Origin of the sequence: Janthinobacterium sp. UMAB-56 (assembly GCF_900095265.1) — a bacterium.
GTDB lineage: Bacteria > Pseudomonadota > Gammaproteobacteria > Burkholderiales > Burkholderiaceae_D > Janthinobacterium.
Genome location: NZ_LT607665.1, coordinates 125040 through 141874, shown reverse-complemented (window position 1 = coordinate 141874; position 16835 = coordinate 125040). Strand labels below are relative to the sequence as shown.

The window sequence follows — 16835 nt, the reverse complement described above, 5'->3', positions numbered from 1 at the left end:
GATGATAGTGCTGCAACCAGTGTGAAAGTAGGTTATCGTCAGGCTTGTTATTCGCAGTAGAAGAAAACCCCACCGGGCTCCGGTGGGGTTTTTTTTCGTCTGCTGATTCCTTTCTATTCCCCTCCCGCTTTCTGGCCCTCGCCTGATGCTCTGTGCATAAAATGCAACAGCTTTCAATATTTATATAAGTGCTTATATAAATGCTGCTACTATCTCCAGATGAAACAAGGACTCGGAACACAACTACGTCACCTAATCGAACTGCTCGACGGCGCCGTCCTGCAAGCCTACGCAGATGCGGGCCTCGATTACCGACCGCGCTACACGCCGGTGATGCGGGTGCTGGCGCAACAGCCGAGCGCGACCATCGGCCAGCTGGCCCAGCTGGCAGGTATCACGCAGCCAGCCGTCACGCAAACGGTGGCCCTGATGAAAAAGGAAGGCTTGCTGCTGGTGGTCGCCGGTGGCGAGGATGGCCGGCAGCGTGTGGTATGCCTGAGCAGCCAGGGGGAGGCATTGCTGCCCCGCTTGCAGACTTGCTGGCAGGCGACCAAGAGTGCGGCCGACAGTCTGGATGCGGAACTGGCATTTCCCCTGTCGGCTTGCCTGGCGCAAGCCATCACGGTTCTGGAGCAGCGCTCCTTTGGTGAGCGGATTGACGATGCAAGCAAGAAAGTAACAGCCACGCCCTGACAACCTACGAGGAAAGCGATGATGGACAACACCCTGAGCATGACACCGAAAAAATCCCCCCTGGCGCGCGTGATGGCCTATCCCCTGGTGCAGATTGTGCTCGGCATGGTGCTGACCTTTGCTGCGGTACCGTTGGTGATGGGCATCGCTTCCCAACTGGTGGCAAAGCCATATCGCATCCTGTGGCCACAGCTGCTGGCGGCGCTACTGGTGTGGTGTGGCTATCGTTTCTATGTGCGTCACATCGAAAAACGCCAGCCGGCCGAACTGGCCATGCCGGGCATGGCGCGCGAACTGGGAGGTGGACTGTTGCTCGGTGCCGGCCTGGTCGCCTTCACATTTAGCGTGCTCGCTGCGCTGGGCGTGTATCAGTTTAGCGGTGTTAACGCCTTGAGCGTCCTGTTGCTGTTCCCGCTGGCTGAACTGGTGCTGGTCGGCATGGCCGAGGAGATGATGTTTCGCGGCATCCTGTTCGGCGTGACGGCACGTGCGCTGGGCAACAAGGTGGCCATCGTGATTTCATCCCTGGTGTTCGCCCTGGCCCATTTGCCCAATGCCGGCTTTTCGCTGCTGGCAATCCTTGCGATTGCGGCCTATGGCGTGCTGCAGGCTGCGCTGTACATGCAGACGCGCCGGCTGTGGGTTTGCATCGGCACGCATGTCGGCTGGAATTACTGTGTCAGCCAGGTATTCTCTTCGACGGTGTCGGGCCATGCAGCGACGGATGGCCTGCTGCGCGGCGAACTGTCCGGCAACGCCATGTTCACTGGCGGTGCCTTTGGTGTGGAAGCTTCGCTGGTGACTGTCTTGCTGATCAGTGCTGTCGCCGCGTACGTGTTGCGCCGGGCTTTCGCCAGCGCACCACGCTAGGCGGCTGCACCGCTCTTATTGGCCAGCCACCACCGGCGGGGTGCCGCTCCTGGCGACCCACTCGATCAGTGCATCGACGGCGGCGCGGCCATTACCGTTAGCCACCAGGTCGCTATTGATCATGGCAACCACCACGCATAGCTGGTTAGTGGCATCGGGCACATAGCCGGCGATGGCCACGACATTCTTCAACGTTCCCGTCTTGATGCGCGCGCGCGCGGCGGCCGGGCTGTTCAACAGGCGCTTGCGCATGGTGCCGTCCAGCGCCACGATAGGCAGGCTGGACTGGAACTCGGGTGCCCATGGGCTTTGCTGCATCGCTTGCAAGACGCCGGCCATTTGCGCTGGCGCAATGCGCCCCGTGCGCGACAGGCCGGAACCGTTGTCAATCAGCATGCCCTGGGTGTCGATATGGTGTCGCTGGAACCAGTCCTGGATGACTTGCCGGGCCCGGCTGGCCGTATCTTCCGGCGCCGCCATGGCAACGGGGCGGCTGCCCAGCCAGCCATCGCTTTGCAAACTGCCCAGGCTCAGGAACAGGGTGCGGGCCAGGGTGTTATCGGACGTCTTGTTGATATCGCGCAGCACCTCCGGCAAGGCGCGCGCGACGTGGTCGGCCAGCATGCGCGTGCCGACTGGCTCGGCCGTCGGCGGCAAGCCCGTAAACGGTGCTTCGCGCACCGTGCCCGTGAGCGTGCCGCCCAGGCGTTTCCAGGTGGTGCGGAACAAGCGGTCCGCATAATCGTTGCGATCCAGCACATTGATGCTGGTGGCCTTGCTGCAATTTTTCGGGAAGGTGCCGTGCAGTATCACCTGCAGCTTGCCGCCCGCATCGCGCCGGTATTCGGGCGGGCGCCAGCCATCTTCCCATTTGGCGCAACTACCCTTGACCAGCTTCATGTCGCTCGTGATGCTGACATTCTCGAGCGGCGGTAGCATCTGCAAGCTCAATTGCCGCTCCGTCGCACTGATGTTGATATCGAGCAAATTGGTATTCAGCAATAACGCATCGGGGATGACGTTGTAGCGGAACTCTGCCGACTCATCGAAGGGCAGCGCGCCGATATCGGGCCGGGCCGGCTGGAATAACTGGCGGTCGAGGATCAGGTCGCCTTTGATTTTCACAATGCCCTGGTTGCGCAGGGTTTGCAGCATGTGCGCCAGCACATCGGCGTTGAAATCCGTGTCGGCGCCGCCGCGCAGGATCAAGTCGCCCTTCAGCACGCCATTGATGACGTCGGCGCTGGTGCGCAGTTCCGTGCGGCCGCGAAAGGTGGGGCCCAGCTGTTCCAGGCCCACGGCCGTCGTCACCAGCTTCATGGTGGACGCCGGCTGCATGCTGCGTTCCGCGCCATGCGACAGCACGGTGGTGTTGCCGCGCATGACGATGGCGCCCATGGCGTCTTCGGGGATATTCGCGCTGCGCAGCAGCAGGCTGACCGATTCGGGCAATTGCGCCTGTGCATTCGACAGGCCAAGACCAGCCAACAGCGCGGCCATCAGAACAGGACGTAACATGGTGCTCCTTAATGGAAAAAGACGTAGGCGACAAAGACGGCGGCGATCACGCCAGCCAGATCGGCGATGAGGCCGGCGGTGATGGCATAGCGCGTCTTGCGGATGCCCACCGAGCCGAAATACAGGGCCACGATATAGAAAGTGGTGTCGGCCGAGCCCTGGAAGACGCAGGCCAGGCGGCCGACGAAGGAATCGACGCCGTAGGTATTCATGGCGTCGATCATCATCGCTTTCGAACCAGAGCCGCTGAGCGGTTTCATCATGGCCGTCGGCAAGGCGGGCACGAAGTCCGTATTGATGCCCAGGTTGGCGAAGAACCAGTTCATCCCGCTCATCAGGAAATTGAACACGCCCGCGTTGCGGATCACGCTGATGGCCACCAGCATGCCGACCAGGTAGGGGATCACGGTGATCGACGTCTGGATGCCGCCTTTTGCTCCCTCGATGAAGGCGTCATACACGTTGACCTTCTTGCGCAGGGCGCCGATGATGAAGATGGCGATAACGCTGATCAACACCAGGTTGCTGACCACCTTGGAGACCAGCTCGATTTCCTGTTTCGTCAGGTATTGCGTGAAGTACCAGATCATGGCCACGATGGCGCTCGTCATGCCGCCCATCCAGCCCAGCACTACACGGTTGAGCAGGTTGATGCGTTGCTTGATCGATACCGTAATGATGCCGACCATGGTGGCGACATAGGTGGCGATCATGCAGGGAATAAAGATGTCGGACGGGTCGGCCGCGCCGAGGATGGAGCGCTGCGCCATGATGGCCAGCGGAATCAGGGTCAGGCCCGAGGTGTGCAGCACCAGAAACATGATTTGCGCATTCGTCGCCTCTTCCTTGTTCGGGTTCAAGGTTTGCAGGCTTTCCATGGCCTTCAAGCCGAAGGGCGTGGCCGCATTGTCCAGGCCCAGCAGGTTGGCCGAGAAATTCATCACCATGTGGCCGGTCGCGGGATGGTCCTTGGGAATTTCCGGAAAGATGCGTGAAAAGAAGGGCGCGATCACTTTCGCCAGCCAGCCGACGATGCCGGCCTTTTCACCGATATTCATGATGCCGAGCCACAAGGTCATCACGCCCGCCAGCGGCAGGGCGATATCCATCACGCCCATGCGCGCCGTTTCGAACGTGCCGTCGATGATGCGCTTGAAGATATCGGTATCGCCGAGAAACAGCCACTGCAGCACTGCGGCCAGGAAGCCAACGAGGAAAAAGCCGGACCAGATGTAATTAAGTGCCATATGCGATCAGTTCTGTGTGTCGGGAGTGAAAAATGTCTGCAAACAAAGTATAGAGGCAGCCCGATACGCGTTGATGAAAGAATGCAGCAATCGCATGCCAAAAAGTTATAAGCTGGCAGCCTGTTTTCATTGGCGCCCCGTACTTTGCCCGAGTAGTCTCGGTGATGCCTGTTCTCTACGTTTGTTTGTTACCCCTGTCTGCACTGGATCACTGATGATGTTGTTACGCAAAACCGCCTGCGCCGCTGGCCTGGCCCTGTTGACGCTTTTCACTGTACCGGCCCACGCCGCCAGCGATGTTGCTGCGAGAGCGGGCAAGACCCTGCACCTGTTCCTCAGCACCAGCGAGACGGGCCTGGACCCGGCCGTGGCATCCGACCTGGCCAGCCTGAACTTGATGGAAAACATTTTTGACCCCTTGCTGCGCTATGACTACCTGGCGCGCCCGGTGCAGCTGCAGGGCAATACGGCGCGCGGCATGCCGACTGTGGAAGATGGCGGGCGCACGTATATCTTTCACCTGCAGCCCGGCATTTTCTTCACCCCCGATCCCGCTTTCAAGGGCCAGCCGCGCGAAGTGACGGCGCAGGATTATGTCTACAGCCTGACGCGGCTGTATGACCCCAGCCTGAAGTCGCCGTGGTTGTTCTTGCTGGAAGACAAACTGGTGGGCGATGCGGCCCTGAAAACAACATTCAGCTACGACACGCCGATTGCCGGCTTGCAGGCGCTGGACAAATACACCCTGCGCATCCGCCTGAACGGCGTCGATCCGAACTTCCTGTTTTACCTGGCCATGCCGGCCACCGGCGTGGTGGCGCGCGAAGTGGCCGAAGCGTACCCGGCACCGGGGCAGATCGGCAATCATCCCGTGGGCACGGGGCCGTTCCTGGTGAAGGAGTGGAAACGCAGCGACAAGATCGTGCTGCAAGCCAATCCGGCTTTCCGTGCCACCGTGTTCCATACGGATGCCAAGGCGCTGGCCGCCTTGCCGCTGGATGCGCGCGCCATCGCCACCGCGCTGGAAGGCCAGCGCCTGCCGCTGGTCGAACGTATCGAGGTGCGTATCGTCGAAGAGTATCAATCGCGCATGCTGGGTTTTTTGAAAGGCGAATTTGATTACCTGGAGCAAGTACCGGAATCGATGACGGACATGGTGCTGGAAAACGGCGGGCTGAAGCCAGCGCTGGCCGCCAAGGGCTTGCAGTTGACGCGCTTTCCCGTGCTGCAGACGTATTACATGTGGATGAATATGGACGACCCCGTGCTGGGCGGCACGAGCAAGCACAAGCTGGCCCTGCGGCGCGCCATCGCCCTCAGCTACAACAGCCGCGAAGACATCGCGCTGTTGAAGAAGGGGCTGGCCTTGCCGGCCCAGTCGCCGCTGCCGCCCAACGTGCTCGGTTATGACAAGCACTACCGCAGCCCCGTCGGCTACGATCCGGTGCTGGCGCGCGCCCTGCTGGAGCGCTTCGGCTACAAGGCGGGTCGGGATGGTTTCCGCACCCAGCCGGACGGCACGCCCTTGATCCTGACCATGCACACGGAGCCGAGCACGGTGGGGCGCTTGCGCGATGAACTGTGGCGCCGCAATCTGAACGCCATCGGCCTGCGCGTGGAATTCAAAAGCGACAAGAAGACGGAAATCATCAAGGCGTCGCGCCTGGGCAAGGTGCAGATGTTCGAGACCAACTGGATCGCCGACTTTCCCGATGGCGATAACTTTATGCAATTGTTGTACGGCGGCAACGTTGGCCGCGCCAACTATGCCCGCTTCAACTTGCCCGATTACAATAAACGCTATGAGGAGGCGCACTTGCTATCCGATACGCCGCGCCGACGCAGTCTGTACTTCGACCTGTTTCAGCTGATCCACGCCTACACGCCGTGGGTGTTGCTGACGCATCCCATCTCTGCCGACCTGCAGCAACCGTGGCTAAAAAACTACAGGCGCCACCCCGTGGAATTCACGTCCTGGCGTTATCTGGACGTCGATCCCGCCAAGGGCCGCCCCGCAGGCAAGTGAGCACGCAGTCGAAGAGGGCATTCATTCCATAAAGTTATGGTTAGGAAAGCATTTTTCATTGGCTGGGCTTGCTTGCATCGCGCTACTCTGAAAATGAAAACAAATAAAGTCATGCGCAAACGTCATAAAAAAATGTACTGCGAGACAGACGCCGCGATATGACTATACAGCCTGACTTGATAACTCAAGTTTCGATTGCCCAACAAGGAGAAGACCTGTGAAATTGAAGAAACTAGCGCAGTTGGTGGCATTGATGGGGGTGGCGGGGCCGGTCTTGGCACAGGAAGCGGCGGCGCCAGCGATGCAACGGGTCGAAGTGACGGGCAGCAGCATCAAGCGTATCGCCAAGGAAGGCGCGTTGCCGGTGCAGGTGATTACCTACGATCAAATCGAAAAACAAGGCATTACCAGCGCCGAACAATTGTTGTCGACCATTTCGTCGAATGGTACGGGTGCCGACAATATGACGTCGGGCAATAACGTGTTTGGCGCCGATGCGGACAGGGTCAGTGGCGGCGCGTCGTTTGCCTCGCTGCGCGGCCTGGGGCCGAACAGTACCCTGGTCTTGCTCAATGGCCGCCGCATCGCCACGCATGGCGCCAGCGGCAAGGCGGTCGATTTGAACTCGATACCCATGGGTGCTATTTCCCGCGTGGAAATCCTCAAGGATGGTGCCTCGGCCATCTACGGCACGGATGCCATCGGCGGCGTGATCAACTTCATCCTGAAAACCAATTACAACGGCGTCGAAGCGTCGGCCACCACCAATTCCACGCAAGCCGGAGGCGGCATGAACCGCCGCGCTTCCTTGCTGGCCGGCCACGGTAATCTGGAAGAAGACCGCTACAACATCATGATGAGCTTGACGGTCGACAATAACGACAAGCTCAGCTCGACTCAGCGCAAGTTTGCCAACGGCTTCCAGCCTGGACGTGGCCTGTCGCCCGATACCACAGGCACGCCGTTTGCCAACCAGCTGACGGGCGCCGGTACGGCGCTGGGCACGTCATTCAGTGTACCTGGCGATACGAATAAATACCTGCAAGCCAATCCCCTGAGCTTCCAGGGCAAGTGCGACAGCGTCCCCGGCATGTCGCAATACCAGACCGCTCTGTGGTCGAAGGTGACCTCGCCGCTGCGCACCACGTATTCCTGCGCCTATGATTACGGCGGCGACTATGTGATTTCCTTCCCCGTCGAACGCGTCAACTTGCTCAGTCGCGGCAGCTTCAAGCTGGCGCAGGACCACACCATGTTTGTCGAACTGCTCGGTTCGCGCACCAAGGCCACGGCCGAATTCACGCCGATGCAGATCCAGGCAACGGCGGCCAATGGCGGCTTGTACCCGGTGGGGGGCGCGTATTACCAGGACTTGTCCGCGTATATTGCCACCTTCGACAAGACCAAGCCGATTTCCTATAAATGGCGGGCCAACGATTTCGGCAACCGCACCCAGGAAAACACCACCGACAACTTGCGCCTGCTGGTCGGTTTCGAAGGCACGGTAGGTCAATGGGATTACAAGGCGGGCGTATCGCATGCGCAAAGCAAGACGAATACCAAGCTGACGGATGGCTATGCCTATACGAGCAAGCTGTTCCCGGCGCTGGCCAGCGGCATCATCAACCCGTGGGTGGGTGGGGGCCAGACCCAGAGTGAAGCCGCCAAGGCCTTGATCGAGTCGACCATGTTCCGTGGCGACTTCCAGCACGGCAAGACGACCCTGACCTCGGTCGACGGTTCCATTTCCGGGGAAGTGCTGCAATTGCCGGCCGGCGCCATGTCGGCTGCCGTGGGCTTTGACTTGCGCCGCGAAAGCTATGCCTTCGGGCAAGATATTGACGCCGCGACCGTGTACTTGTCGCCAGGCAATGCGGCGCTTGAGAAGGCCTCGCGCAATGTCAAGGCCGTGTATGCGGAATTGCTGGTGCCGATCATCAAGGACCTGGAAATGCAGTTGGCGCTGCGCCGTGATGACTACAGCCTGGTGGGCGCGTCGACCAACCCCAAGGTGTCGTTCCGCTACCAGCCGACGTCGTGGCTGCTATTCCGCGGTTCGGCGAATAAAGGTTTCCTGGCACCCAGCTTCACGCAATTGTATTCCGGCCAGCTATACCAGGAATTGTCGAGCGGTGTGATCGATACAGTTGGTTGCGCACGCCATCCTGGCGACCCGGCATTCTGCGCCCCCTCGCGCCTGAATTATTTTTCGGGTGGGAATACGAACTTGAAACCGGAAACCTCGAAGCAAGGCAGCCTGGGCATGGTAATCGAGCCGGTCAAAGGTTATTCGGCCTCGCTCGACTACTGGGCCATCAATTCCAAGGACCGCATCCTGAATCGTTCTGCCACCATCGTGTTGCAGAATGCCACCTTGCTGCCGCAATACATCATTCGCAACCCGGATGACACCATTGCGTATGTGCAGGCGGGCTGGATCAATGCGGCCGGTTCGCGCACGCGTGGCGCCGACCTGAGCTTGCGTGGCGAAGGCAATACCCAGGGTTACAAATGGAATGCCGCCCTCGATGGCACCTGGACACAGAGCTTCAAGTTCGCCGAGATCGCCGGCCAGGAATACAAGGAGTACGTGGGCAATTTCTATACGCGTGATCTGTACCTGCGCTGGAAGCACAATGCGTCGTTCAGCCTGGCACGAGGCGACTGGAGCGGCTTGCTGACGCAGAAATATAGTTCGGGCTACAAGGACCAGGTACCGAATGGCGGCGCGCAGCCTTACCCGGCCGGTTTCAATCCCAAGGTCAGCAGCTATACCACGTACAGCTTGTCGGGCACGTACACGGGCTTCAAGAATACCACCGTGACGGTGGGCATCCAGAACCTGTTTGACCGCGATCCGCCGTTCACGGCCCACAACGTCGACGATGTCGTCGGCGCCGGCTGGGATCCGCGCGTGGCGGACCCGCGTGGTCGTGCGCTGTCGTTCCAGCTGAAGTACAAGTTCATGTAAGGCGGCATGGCCGGCGGCGGTATGCGCCGGCATGCTACTCTCGTGCGGCGGCGCCTGGCGTCGCCGTTTTTATTCCAGGAAAGGGCCGCATGTCCAGTCAGACCAATCTCAGCCGGCGCCGTTTCGGCGGCGTGCTGGCCGTCACTCTGGGGGCGGCAGGCGCACCGGCGTGGGCGGCGGCCGCGCAAGGGAAGGGCAAACGCATGCAACAGCAACACGCATTGATCAAACCGGCGCGCCTGCGCGACGGCGACCTGGTCGCCATCATCGCACCGGGTGGCTTTACGGATGAAGAGGCCATCGTCAAGGCTGTGCGCAATATCGAATCGCTGGGCTTGCGCGCCAGCCTGGGCGCCAACATCCGTGCCGTGCACGGCAACTATGCGGGCACGGTGCAGCAGCGTCTCGACGATCTGCACGCGGCCTTCGCCGACCCCGAGGTTAAGGCGATCTGGGCCATCCGCGGCGGCTCCGGCTGCATCTCGCTGCTGGCGCTGCTCGACTACGCCTTGATCCGGCGCAATCCGAAAGTGCTGATCGGCTATTCCGACATCACGGCCCTGCACCTGGCCATCGGCCACCAGACGGGACTGGTGACTTTTCACGGTCCCGTGGCCTCGTCCACGTTTTCCGACTATACGGTGACGCAGCTGCGCAATGTGCTGATGACGCCGCAAGACAGTTACACGATCCCGATGGCGCTGGACAACCATCGCCGCGCGCAGACGCAGTCGAACTTCGCCATCCGCACCGTGCATGGCGGCCAGGCGACGGGACGCTTGACGGGCGGTAACCTGTGCATGGTCAGCGCGCTGGCTGGCACGCCGTACGCGGCCGATTTCCGCGAGCATATTTTGTTTCTCGAAGAAATCAACGAAGTGCCCTACCGCATAGACAGGATGTTGTGCCAGCTCGACTTGTCCGTGGGCTTCAACAAGGCGGCGGCGCTGATGCTGGGCATTTTCGAGCATTGCGAGGCGGCCGAGGGCGATACTGCGCTGACCCTGGATGCGACGCTGGACCAGCATTTGCAACCATTGAAGGTGCCGGCCGTCAGTGGCTACTCGTTTGGGCACATCCGCCACCAGTTCACCATCCCGATGGGCATATTGGCGACCCTGGACGCAGACCGGCAAACCTTGACCTTGCTGGAGCCGGCCGTCTGCTAGCGTACGGTGCAGCAGGGCGAATGTCGGTATGCTAGTGTGATTGCAGGCGCGCCACGAGGCTGCGCCGCGTCTCTTACCTCGTCCCGCCATGATCCAGCGCCACGCCAGTACTTATATCCTCAGCCATCCGCTGGCCTTCGCGCTGCAGGTGCTGAAGGGTTTCCGTGCCAACCAGGGCTTGTTGCTGGCGGGCGCCGTCGCGTACTACTCGCTGCTCTCCATCGTGCCCCTGCTGATGCTGGTGGTGGTGGCCCTGTCGCACGTGATCGCAGAAGACGAGCTGTTGCGGACCATCGGCCATTACCTGGAATGGCTGGTGCCAGGGCAATCGAAAGCCATCGTCGCCGAAGTCGCGCATTTCCTCAATAACCGGGGCGTGATCGGCTGGTTGCTGTTGCTGACCATGCTGTTTTTCAGCTCGCTGGCGTTTACCGTGCTGGAAAACGCCATGAGCGTGATTTTCATTCACCGCGTGGCCATCCGCCGCCGCCATTTCCTCATTTCCGCCGTGCTGCCTTACTGCTACATCCTGTGCCTGGGCGCGGGCATCCTGCTCATTACCCTGGTAGCGGGCGGCTTGCAGGTGATGGGCGAGGAAAGCGTGCGCTTCCTGCGCCACGACTGGGGCCTGGAAGGCGTGTCAGGCGTGTTGCTGTATTTGCTGGGGCTGGCGGGTGAAATCCTGGTGCTCACCTCGATCTACCTGGTCATGCCGGTGGGAAGACTATCGATTACGCATGCGCTGATCGGCGGCGTGACGGCGGCCCTGCTGTGGGAAATCGCCCGTCACGTGCTGGTCTGGTATTTTTCCACCTTGTCGCAGGTCAATGTCGTGTATGGCTCGATGACGACGGCCATCGTCGTCATGTTCAGCCTGGAAATCGGCGCCACCCTGCTGCTTCTGGGGGCGCAAGTGATTTCTGAATACGAAAGAGTGGCCCGTGGCGGCGAAGAGGACAAGCCGCTGGCGCTAAGGACTTGATTTAAAGTATGGCTTCAATTCATTATTGCACCGCACAAAAAGCTGTGCTATACTCCGTTCAGTGATTGAGATTTGGCAGCAAATTATCTCACCATCCAGTTCCAGCGCGGCGACCGACAAGTGTAATGTCGATGGCGTGACAGTGCGAAGAGTGGATTTTGTAATTCCGGATACGTTGGTCGATTTACACTTGGAGTCACCATGCAGATAGCATGGGAGTCCGAAAATCAGGAGGCACTTTGCAGATAGCACTGGCGTCCATGACACGATTAAAGCATTGGTAATACATTGGAACGAAGCCTACCCTGAGTAGGCTTTTTTTTCGTCCATCGTTGGCGCATGGGGTCAGACCCACAATACCGCTAACGCAAAGCTCAACGCTAACGCATGTGGGGGGCTGACCCCAGCCTTTTCCTTGGGTCTACAAAGCCCGCGCAATCAAAATTTTCTGGATATCGCTGGTGCCCTCGTAAATCTGGCACACGCGCACGTCGCGGTAGATGCGCTCGACGGGGAAGTCGGATACATAACCATAGCCGCCGTGCACCTGGATGGCCTCCGAGCACACTTTTTCCGCCATTTCCGACGCAAACAACTTGGCCATGGCCGCCTCCTTCAGGCATGGCAGGCCCGCATCCTTCATCGCCGCTGCGTGGCGTATCAGCTGGCGCGCCGCTTCGATTTGCGTGGCCATGTCGGCCAGGCGGAATTGCACGGCCTGGTGTTCATAGATGGGTTTGCCGAAACTTTCGCGTTCGCGCGCATAGCTCAAGGCCGCCTCATACGCGGCGCGCGCCATGCCCACGGCTTGCGAAGCGATGCCGATGCGTCCGCCTTCCAGGCCGGACAGGGCGATCTTGTAGCCTTGTCCTTCTTCGCCTATTAAGTTTTCCGCCGGGATGCGGCAGTTGTCGAACAGGATTTGCGCCGTGTCCGACGAGTGCTGCCCCATCTTCTGTTCCAGTCCCGCCACGATGTAGCCAGGCGTGTTCGTTGGCACCCAGAAGGCGCTGATGCCGCGCTTGCCAGCCGCCTTGTCCGTCACGGCCATGACGATGGCCACGTCCGCATACTTGCCGCTGGTAATGAATTGCTTCGTGCCGTTGATGACGTACTCATTGCCGTCGCGGGTGGCGGTGGTGCGCAGGGCAGACGCGTCGCTGCCCGTGTGCGGCTCCGTCAGGCAAAACGCCCCCAGCATGGCGCCTTGCGCCAGCGGCCGCAGCCACTGTTCCTTTTGTGCATCGTTGGCGTACATCATGGCGATGCTGCACACGGGGCAATTGTTCACGGAAATGATGGTCGAGGTGCCGCCATCACCGGCGGCGATTTCTTCCAGTACCAGGGCCAGCGACACGTAGTCGAGGCCGGCGCCGCCCAGCGCTTCCGGCACGGCCACGCCAAAGGCGCCCAGGGCGGCCAGTTCCTGCAGCTCTTCTTTCGGGAAATGATGTTCCTTGTCCCAGCGGGCCGCGTTGGGCGCCAGGCGCTCGCGCGAGAAACTGCGCAGCGCTTCCTGGATCATGGTCTGTTCTTCATTGAGTATCATGGGACGTCGTCTCGTCTATTTTTATATTGGATTCAGGGAATTACCAGGCGATGGGCTTGCCATCGTAGTTGCGGAACACGGCCTTGTCCGTGGCCGGCAGGCTGGACAGGGTGGCGCGGATGCCGGCAGCGCTTTCCTCTGGCGAAATATCGGCGCCGGCGCCGCCCATGTCCGTGCGCACCCAGCCCGGGTGGAAGGCCACGCAGCTGACGCCTTGCGGGCCATGCACGAGGGCCGTGTCGATCAGCACGGAATTCAAGGCGGCCTTGCTGGCGCGGTACAGCGAACCGCTGGGGTTGCCGCGTTCGCTCAAGGAGCCCATGTGCGAGGACAGCACGGCCAGTTTCCCCTTGGCATTCGCTACCAGCGGCGCCAATATGGGCAGCAGCCGCATGGCCGCCAGGACGTTCGTGTGCATGACGGTATCGAAATCTTCTTGCGTGGGGGAGCCGTCGTGACGGGGGCCGTACACGCCCGCGTTGAGGATGGCTACATCGAGCTTTTCATCGTCGAGTTTCCAGCCCATGGCGGCACAGCCTTCCACATCCGTCACGTCGAGCTGGTACGCTTCTGCTCCCAGTTGCCGGAGGGTATCGCAAGCGTCCGGCGTGCGCGCCGTGGCGATCACTCTCCAGCCAGCGTGGCGGTATTGACGGACGATTTCGTGGCCGATGCCGCGCGAGGCGCCGATGATCAATGCGGTAGGCATGTGTTTTCTCCCTGGAATGAATGAAAGGGCGCGCAGCTGGCAAGGATGGCCGTGCGCGCCCGTGCTTCAGTGCAGCTTATACCAGTTCGATCGCCATCGCCGTCGCTTCGCCGCCGCCGATGCACAGGGCCGCCACGCCGCGCTTGCCGCCGGTTTTTTTCAAGGCGCCCAGCAGGGTGACGATGATGCGCGCGCCCGAGGCGCCGATCGGGTGGCCCAGCGCGCATGCGCCGCCGTGGATGTTGATCTTGCTGTGCGCAATGTCGAGGTCATGCATGGCGGCCATCGGCACCGCAGCGAACGCTTCATTGATCTCGAACAAGTCCACCTTGCTGCTGCTCCAGCCGGTCTTGGCGTACAGCTTCTTGATGGCGCCGATGGGCGCCTTGGTGAATTCGTTCGGCGCCTGTGCGTGCGTGGCGTGGCCGTGGATTTTTGCGATGACGGTGCAGCCGAGTTTTTTCGCTGTCGATTCGCGCATCAGCACCAGGGCCGCCGCGCCATCGTTGATCGACGAAGACGAGGCGGCCGTGATGGTGCCATCTTTCTTGAAGGCGGCTTTCAAGGTCGGGATTTTTTCCAGGCGGGCCTTTTGCGGGCCTTCATCGATGCTGACGATGGTGTCGCCGCCCCGGCCGGTAACCGTCACGGGCACGATTTCCCATGCGAAACTGCCATCCTTGGTGGCCGCTTGCGCGCGCTTGACGGATTCGATGGCAAACGCATCTTGCGCTTCGCGCGTGAAGCCGTACTGACTCGCGCACTCTTCGGCAAACGTGCCCATCGAGCGGGCATTGCCCTTTTCATCGCGGCTGTAGGCGTCTTCCAGGCCATCCATCATCATGTGGTCATAGATCATGCCGTGGCCGATGCGGTAGCCGCCGCGTGCCTTCGGCACCAGGTAGGGGGCGTTGGTCATCGATTCCATGCCGCCTGCGACCACCACGTCGGCGCTGCCGGCGAGCAAGGTGTCATGCGCGAACATGGTCGTTTGCATGGCCGAGCCGCACATTTTCGACAGTGTCACGGCGCCCGTGGAATCGGGCAAGCCAGCCTTGCGCAAGGCTTGGCGGGCAGGCGCCTGGCCCTGGCCGGCCATCAGGCAATTGCCGAAAAACACGTGTTCAACGGCGTCCGGCGCCACGCCTGCCCGTTCGACGGCGGCGCGGATGGCCACGGCGCCCAGGTCGCTGGCGGTGACGTTGGCAAAATCGCCCTGGAAGGCGCCCATGGGGGTGCGTGCGGCACCGACGATTACGACTGGATCATTCATGTTGGATCTCCGGTTGGGGGTGGAAAGGTGCTTGCTTACAAAAACGCAGATGCTGCGGATACGGAAAGACGTCCTCGATATGGCCGTCCATGATGCGCTGCTTGCGCGCCTGCCAGTATTGCGCCGTCAGCAGGTCGGCATGGTGCTGCATGAAATAGTGGCGGATGCGGGGATTACCCAGCAGGAAGGTGCCGAATTGTTCGGGAAACACATCGTGCTTGCCGATGGGATACCACGGTTCGGCCGACATTTCCTCCTCCTCCGTGCGCGCCTGGGGAATGACGCGGAACTGGCAATCGGTGATGTACTCGATTTCATCGTAATCGTAAAATACGACCCGCTGATGACGGGTCACGCCAAAGTTTTTATACAGCATGTCGCCGGGGAAAATATTCGCCGCCACCAACTCCTTGATGGCGTTACCGTACTCGACGATGGCGTGTTCGACCAGGTCATCGCGGCCTTCCTTCTCGGCATTGCTCAGCCACATGTTCAGCGGCACCATGCGCCGCTCGATGTACAGGTGGCGGATGATGATCTGCTCCCGGTCTTCTTCGATCAGCGAGGGGGCGAACTGCTTGAGCTCGGCCAGCAGTTCCGCGGCAAAACGGGCGCGGGGAAAGGCCACGTTGGAATACTCGAGGGTGTCGGCCATGCGGCCCACCCGGTCGTGGTGTTTCACCAGCAAGTACTTTTGCTGGACTTGCGCACGCGTGGTTTCCTTGGGCGGCGGGAAAAAATCCTTGATGACCTTGAAGACATACGGAAACGACGGCAAGGCAAACACCAGCATCACCAGGCCGCGGATGCCGGGCGCGCTTTCGAAGTGATCCGAGGAATGTTTCAAGTGCTGCAGGTAGTCGCGGTAAAACAGCGTCTTGCCCTGTTTTTGCAAGCCCAGTATCGTATAGATTTCGCTGCGTGGTTTGCGCGGCAGCAAGCTGCGCAGGAATTGCACATAGGCCGACGGCACTTCCATATCGACCAGGAAATAGGCGCGCGTAAACGAAAACAGCACGGCGATCTGCTGCTGCTCGAACAGCACCGTGTCGAGCACCAGCTTGCCGTGACGGTTGTGCAGGATGGGCACGACGAACGGGTATTCGCGGTTGCCGTTGATGCCCTTGCCGACCAGATAAGCGCCCTTGTTGCGGTAGAACAAACTGGTCAAAACCTGGAGCTGGTGGTTCGGCTCCAGCCGGTCGCCGCCGAACAGCAGGTGTAGGCGCGCTTCCACCTGGGCCACGTCACGCTCGAGGTTGGCAAATTCGCAGTCCAGCTGGAAGTGGCTCAGCATCTGCGCCAGGGTGTGGCGCAAACCGTTCTGGCCGGGGTAATACACGCGGTAGGTGGGCACCGGGTCTTGCGTGTCGATGTATTCCGTGGAAACAACGGGGCGCACGAAAATATAGTCGTTATTGAAATACGTGCGGTGCAATATGTTGCAGCAGACGGAATTGAAGAAGGTTTCCGCCAGTTCCGGCTGCTTGTGTTCCGTCAGCATGCCGATGTAATGCAGCTTGAGTTCGCGCCACACTTCGTCGCTCAACTCCGACTCTTCGTACTCATCTTCGAGCATCTGCACGCATTCCTGCACGCGCTTGTCATAAAAATCGATGCGCTCGCGGGCCGCCGTCTGTGCCGCGCTCCAGGCGCCTTGCTCGAAATACCGCTTGGCATGCTGGCTTGTTTCGCGGAACAGGCGGTAGTGCTTGTCAAAGCCGTCGCGGATGGTGCGCGCGATATCGAATGCAATCTGGGAAGAGAGCAATTTGGGGAAGGCAATTTGCGTCATAGTTGTGCTCGCATGAATGGCTCATCACCCAGT

At 60.4% G+C, this 16835-nt stretch carries 12 protein-coding genes; 6 read left to right on the top strand and 6 right to left on the bottom strand.

The window, feature by feature from the left end; all coding sequences use genetic code 11:
- Positions 1-219: 219 nt before the first annotated feature.
- Together K0F85_RS22465 and K0F85_RS22460 are read left to right on the top strand one after the other, a co-directional pair.
- Entirely contained in the window at positions 220-693 is a 474-nt protein-coding gene (locus K0F85_RS22465; RefSeq protein WP_219118139.1) for a MarR family winged helix-turn-helix transcriptional regulator, read from the top strand.
- An 18-nt stretch (positions 694-711) separates the two neighbouring features.
- Positions 712-1563: a CPBP family intramembrane glutamic endopeptidase gene (locus K0F85_RS22460; protein ID WP_257572973.1), complete on the top strand. Its 852-nt coding sequence runs from the start codon at positions 712-714 to the stop codon at positions 1561-1563.
- Between the two features lie 15 nt (positions 1564-1578).
- Here K0F85_RS22460 and dacB read toward each other — a convergent pair whose 3' ends face one another.
- Together dacB and K0F85_RS22450 are read right to left on the bottom strand one after the other, a co-directional pair.
- Positions 1579-3081 (bottom strand): D-alanyl-D-alanine carboxypeptidase/D-alanyl-D-alanine-endopeptidase, encoded by a 1503-nt coding sequence (gene dacB, locus K0F85_RS22455; RefSeq protein ID WP_219118138.1) that lies wholly within the window; start codon positions 3079-3081, stop codon positions 1579-1581.
- Between the two features lie 8 nt (positions 3082-3089).
- On the bottom strand, positions 3090-4328 hold the full coding sequence (locus K0F85_RS22450) for a nucleoside recognition domain-containing protein (RefSeq protein WP_219118137.1): 1239 nt from the start codon (positions 4326-4328) through the stop codon (positions 3090-3092).
- Between the two features lie 217 nt (positions 4329-4545).
- On the opposite strand from K0F85_RS22450, the gene K0F85_RS22445 reads away from it, so the two are divergent.
- The 4 genes from K0F85_RS22445 to K0F85_RS22430 all read left to right on the top strand — a co-directional run bounded on the left by K0F85_RS22445 (position 4546) and on the right by K0F85_RS22430 (position 11476).
- Positions 4546-6354: an ABC transporter substrate-binding protein gene (locus tag K0F85_RS22445; RefSeq protein WP_374198780.1), complete on the top strand. Its 1809-nt coding sequence runs from the start codon at positions 4546-4548 to the stop codon at positions 6352-6354.
- A gap of 217 nt (positions 6355-6571) precedes the next feature.
- Positions 6572-9325: a TonB-dependent receptor gene (locus tag K0F85_RS22440; RefSeq protein WP_257572972.1), complete on the top strand. Its 2754-nt coding sequence runs from the start codon at positions 6572-6574 to the stop codon at positions 9323-9325.
- Positions 9326-9414: 89 nt separating this feature from the next.
- Positions 9415-10494 (top strand): LD-carboxypeptidase, encoded by a 1080-nt coding sequence (locus tag K0F85_RS22435; protein WP_219118135.1) that lies wholly within the window; start codon positions 9415-9417, stop codon positions 10492-10494.
- Positions 10495-10582: 88 nt separating this feature from the next.
- Positions 10583-11476 (top strand): YihY/virulence factor BrkB family protein, encoded by an 894-nt coding sequence (locus K0F85_RS22430; protein WP_219118134.1) that lies wholly within the window; start codon positions 10583-10585, stop codon positions 11474-11476.
- A gap of 421 nt (positions 11477-11897) precedes the next feature.
- Here K0F85_RS22430 and K0F85_RS22425 read toward each other — a convergent pair whose 3' ends face one another.
- From K0F85_RS22425 to aceK, 4 genes are all read right to left on the bottom strand, one after another.
- Positions 11898-13025, bottom strand: coding sequence for an acyl-CoA dehydrogenase family protein (locus K0F85_RS22425; protein ID WP_219118133.1), 1128 nt, complete (start codon positions 13023-13025; stop codon positions 11898-11900).
- A gap of 40 nt (positions 13026-13065) precedes the next feature.
- On the bottom strand, positions 13066-13734 hold the full coding sequence (locus tag K0F85_RS22420; protein WP_219118132.1) for an SDR family oxidoreductase: 669 nt from the start codon (positions 13732-13734) through the stop codon (positions 13066-13068).
- Positions 13735-13810: 76 nt separating this feature from the next.
- Positions 13811-15007, bottom strand: a complete 1197-nt coding sequence (locus K0F85_RS22415; protein ID WP_219118131.1) for an acetyl-CoA C-acyltransferase — start codon at positions 15005-15007, stop codon at positions 13811-13813.
- On the bottom strand, positions 15000-16802 hold the full coding sequence (gene aceK / locus K0F85_RS22410; protein WP_219118130.1) for a bifunctional isocitrate dehydrogenase kinase/phosphatase: 1803 nt from the start codon (positions 16800-16802) through the stop codon (positions 15000-15002). The genes K0F85_RS22415 and aceK overlap by 8 nt, the downstream gene beginning before the upstream one ends.
- Positions 16803-16835: the final 33 nt, after the last annotated feature.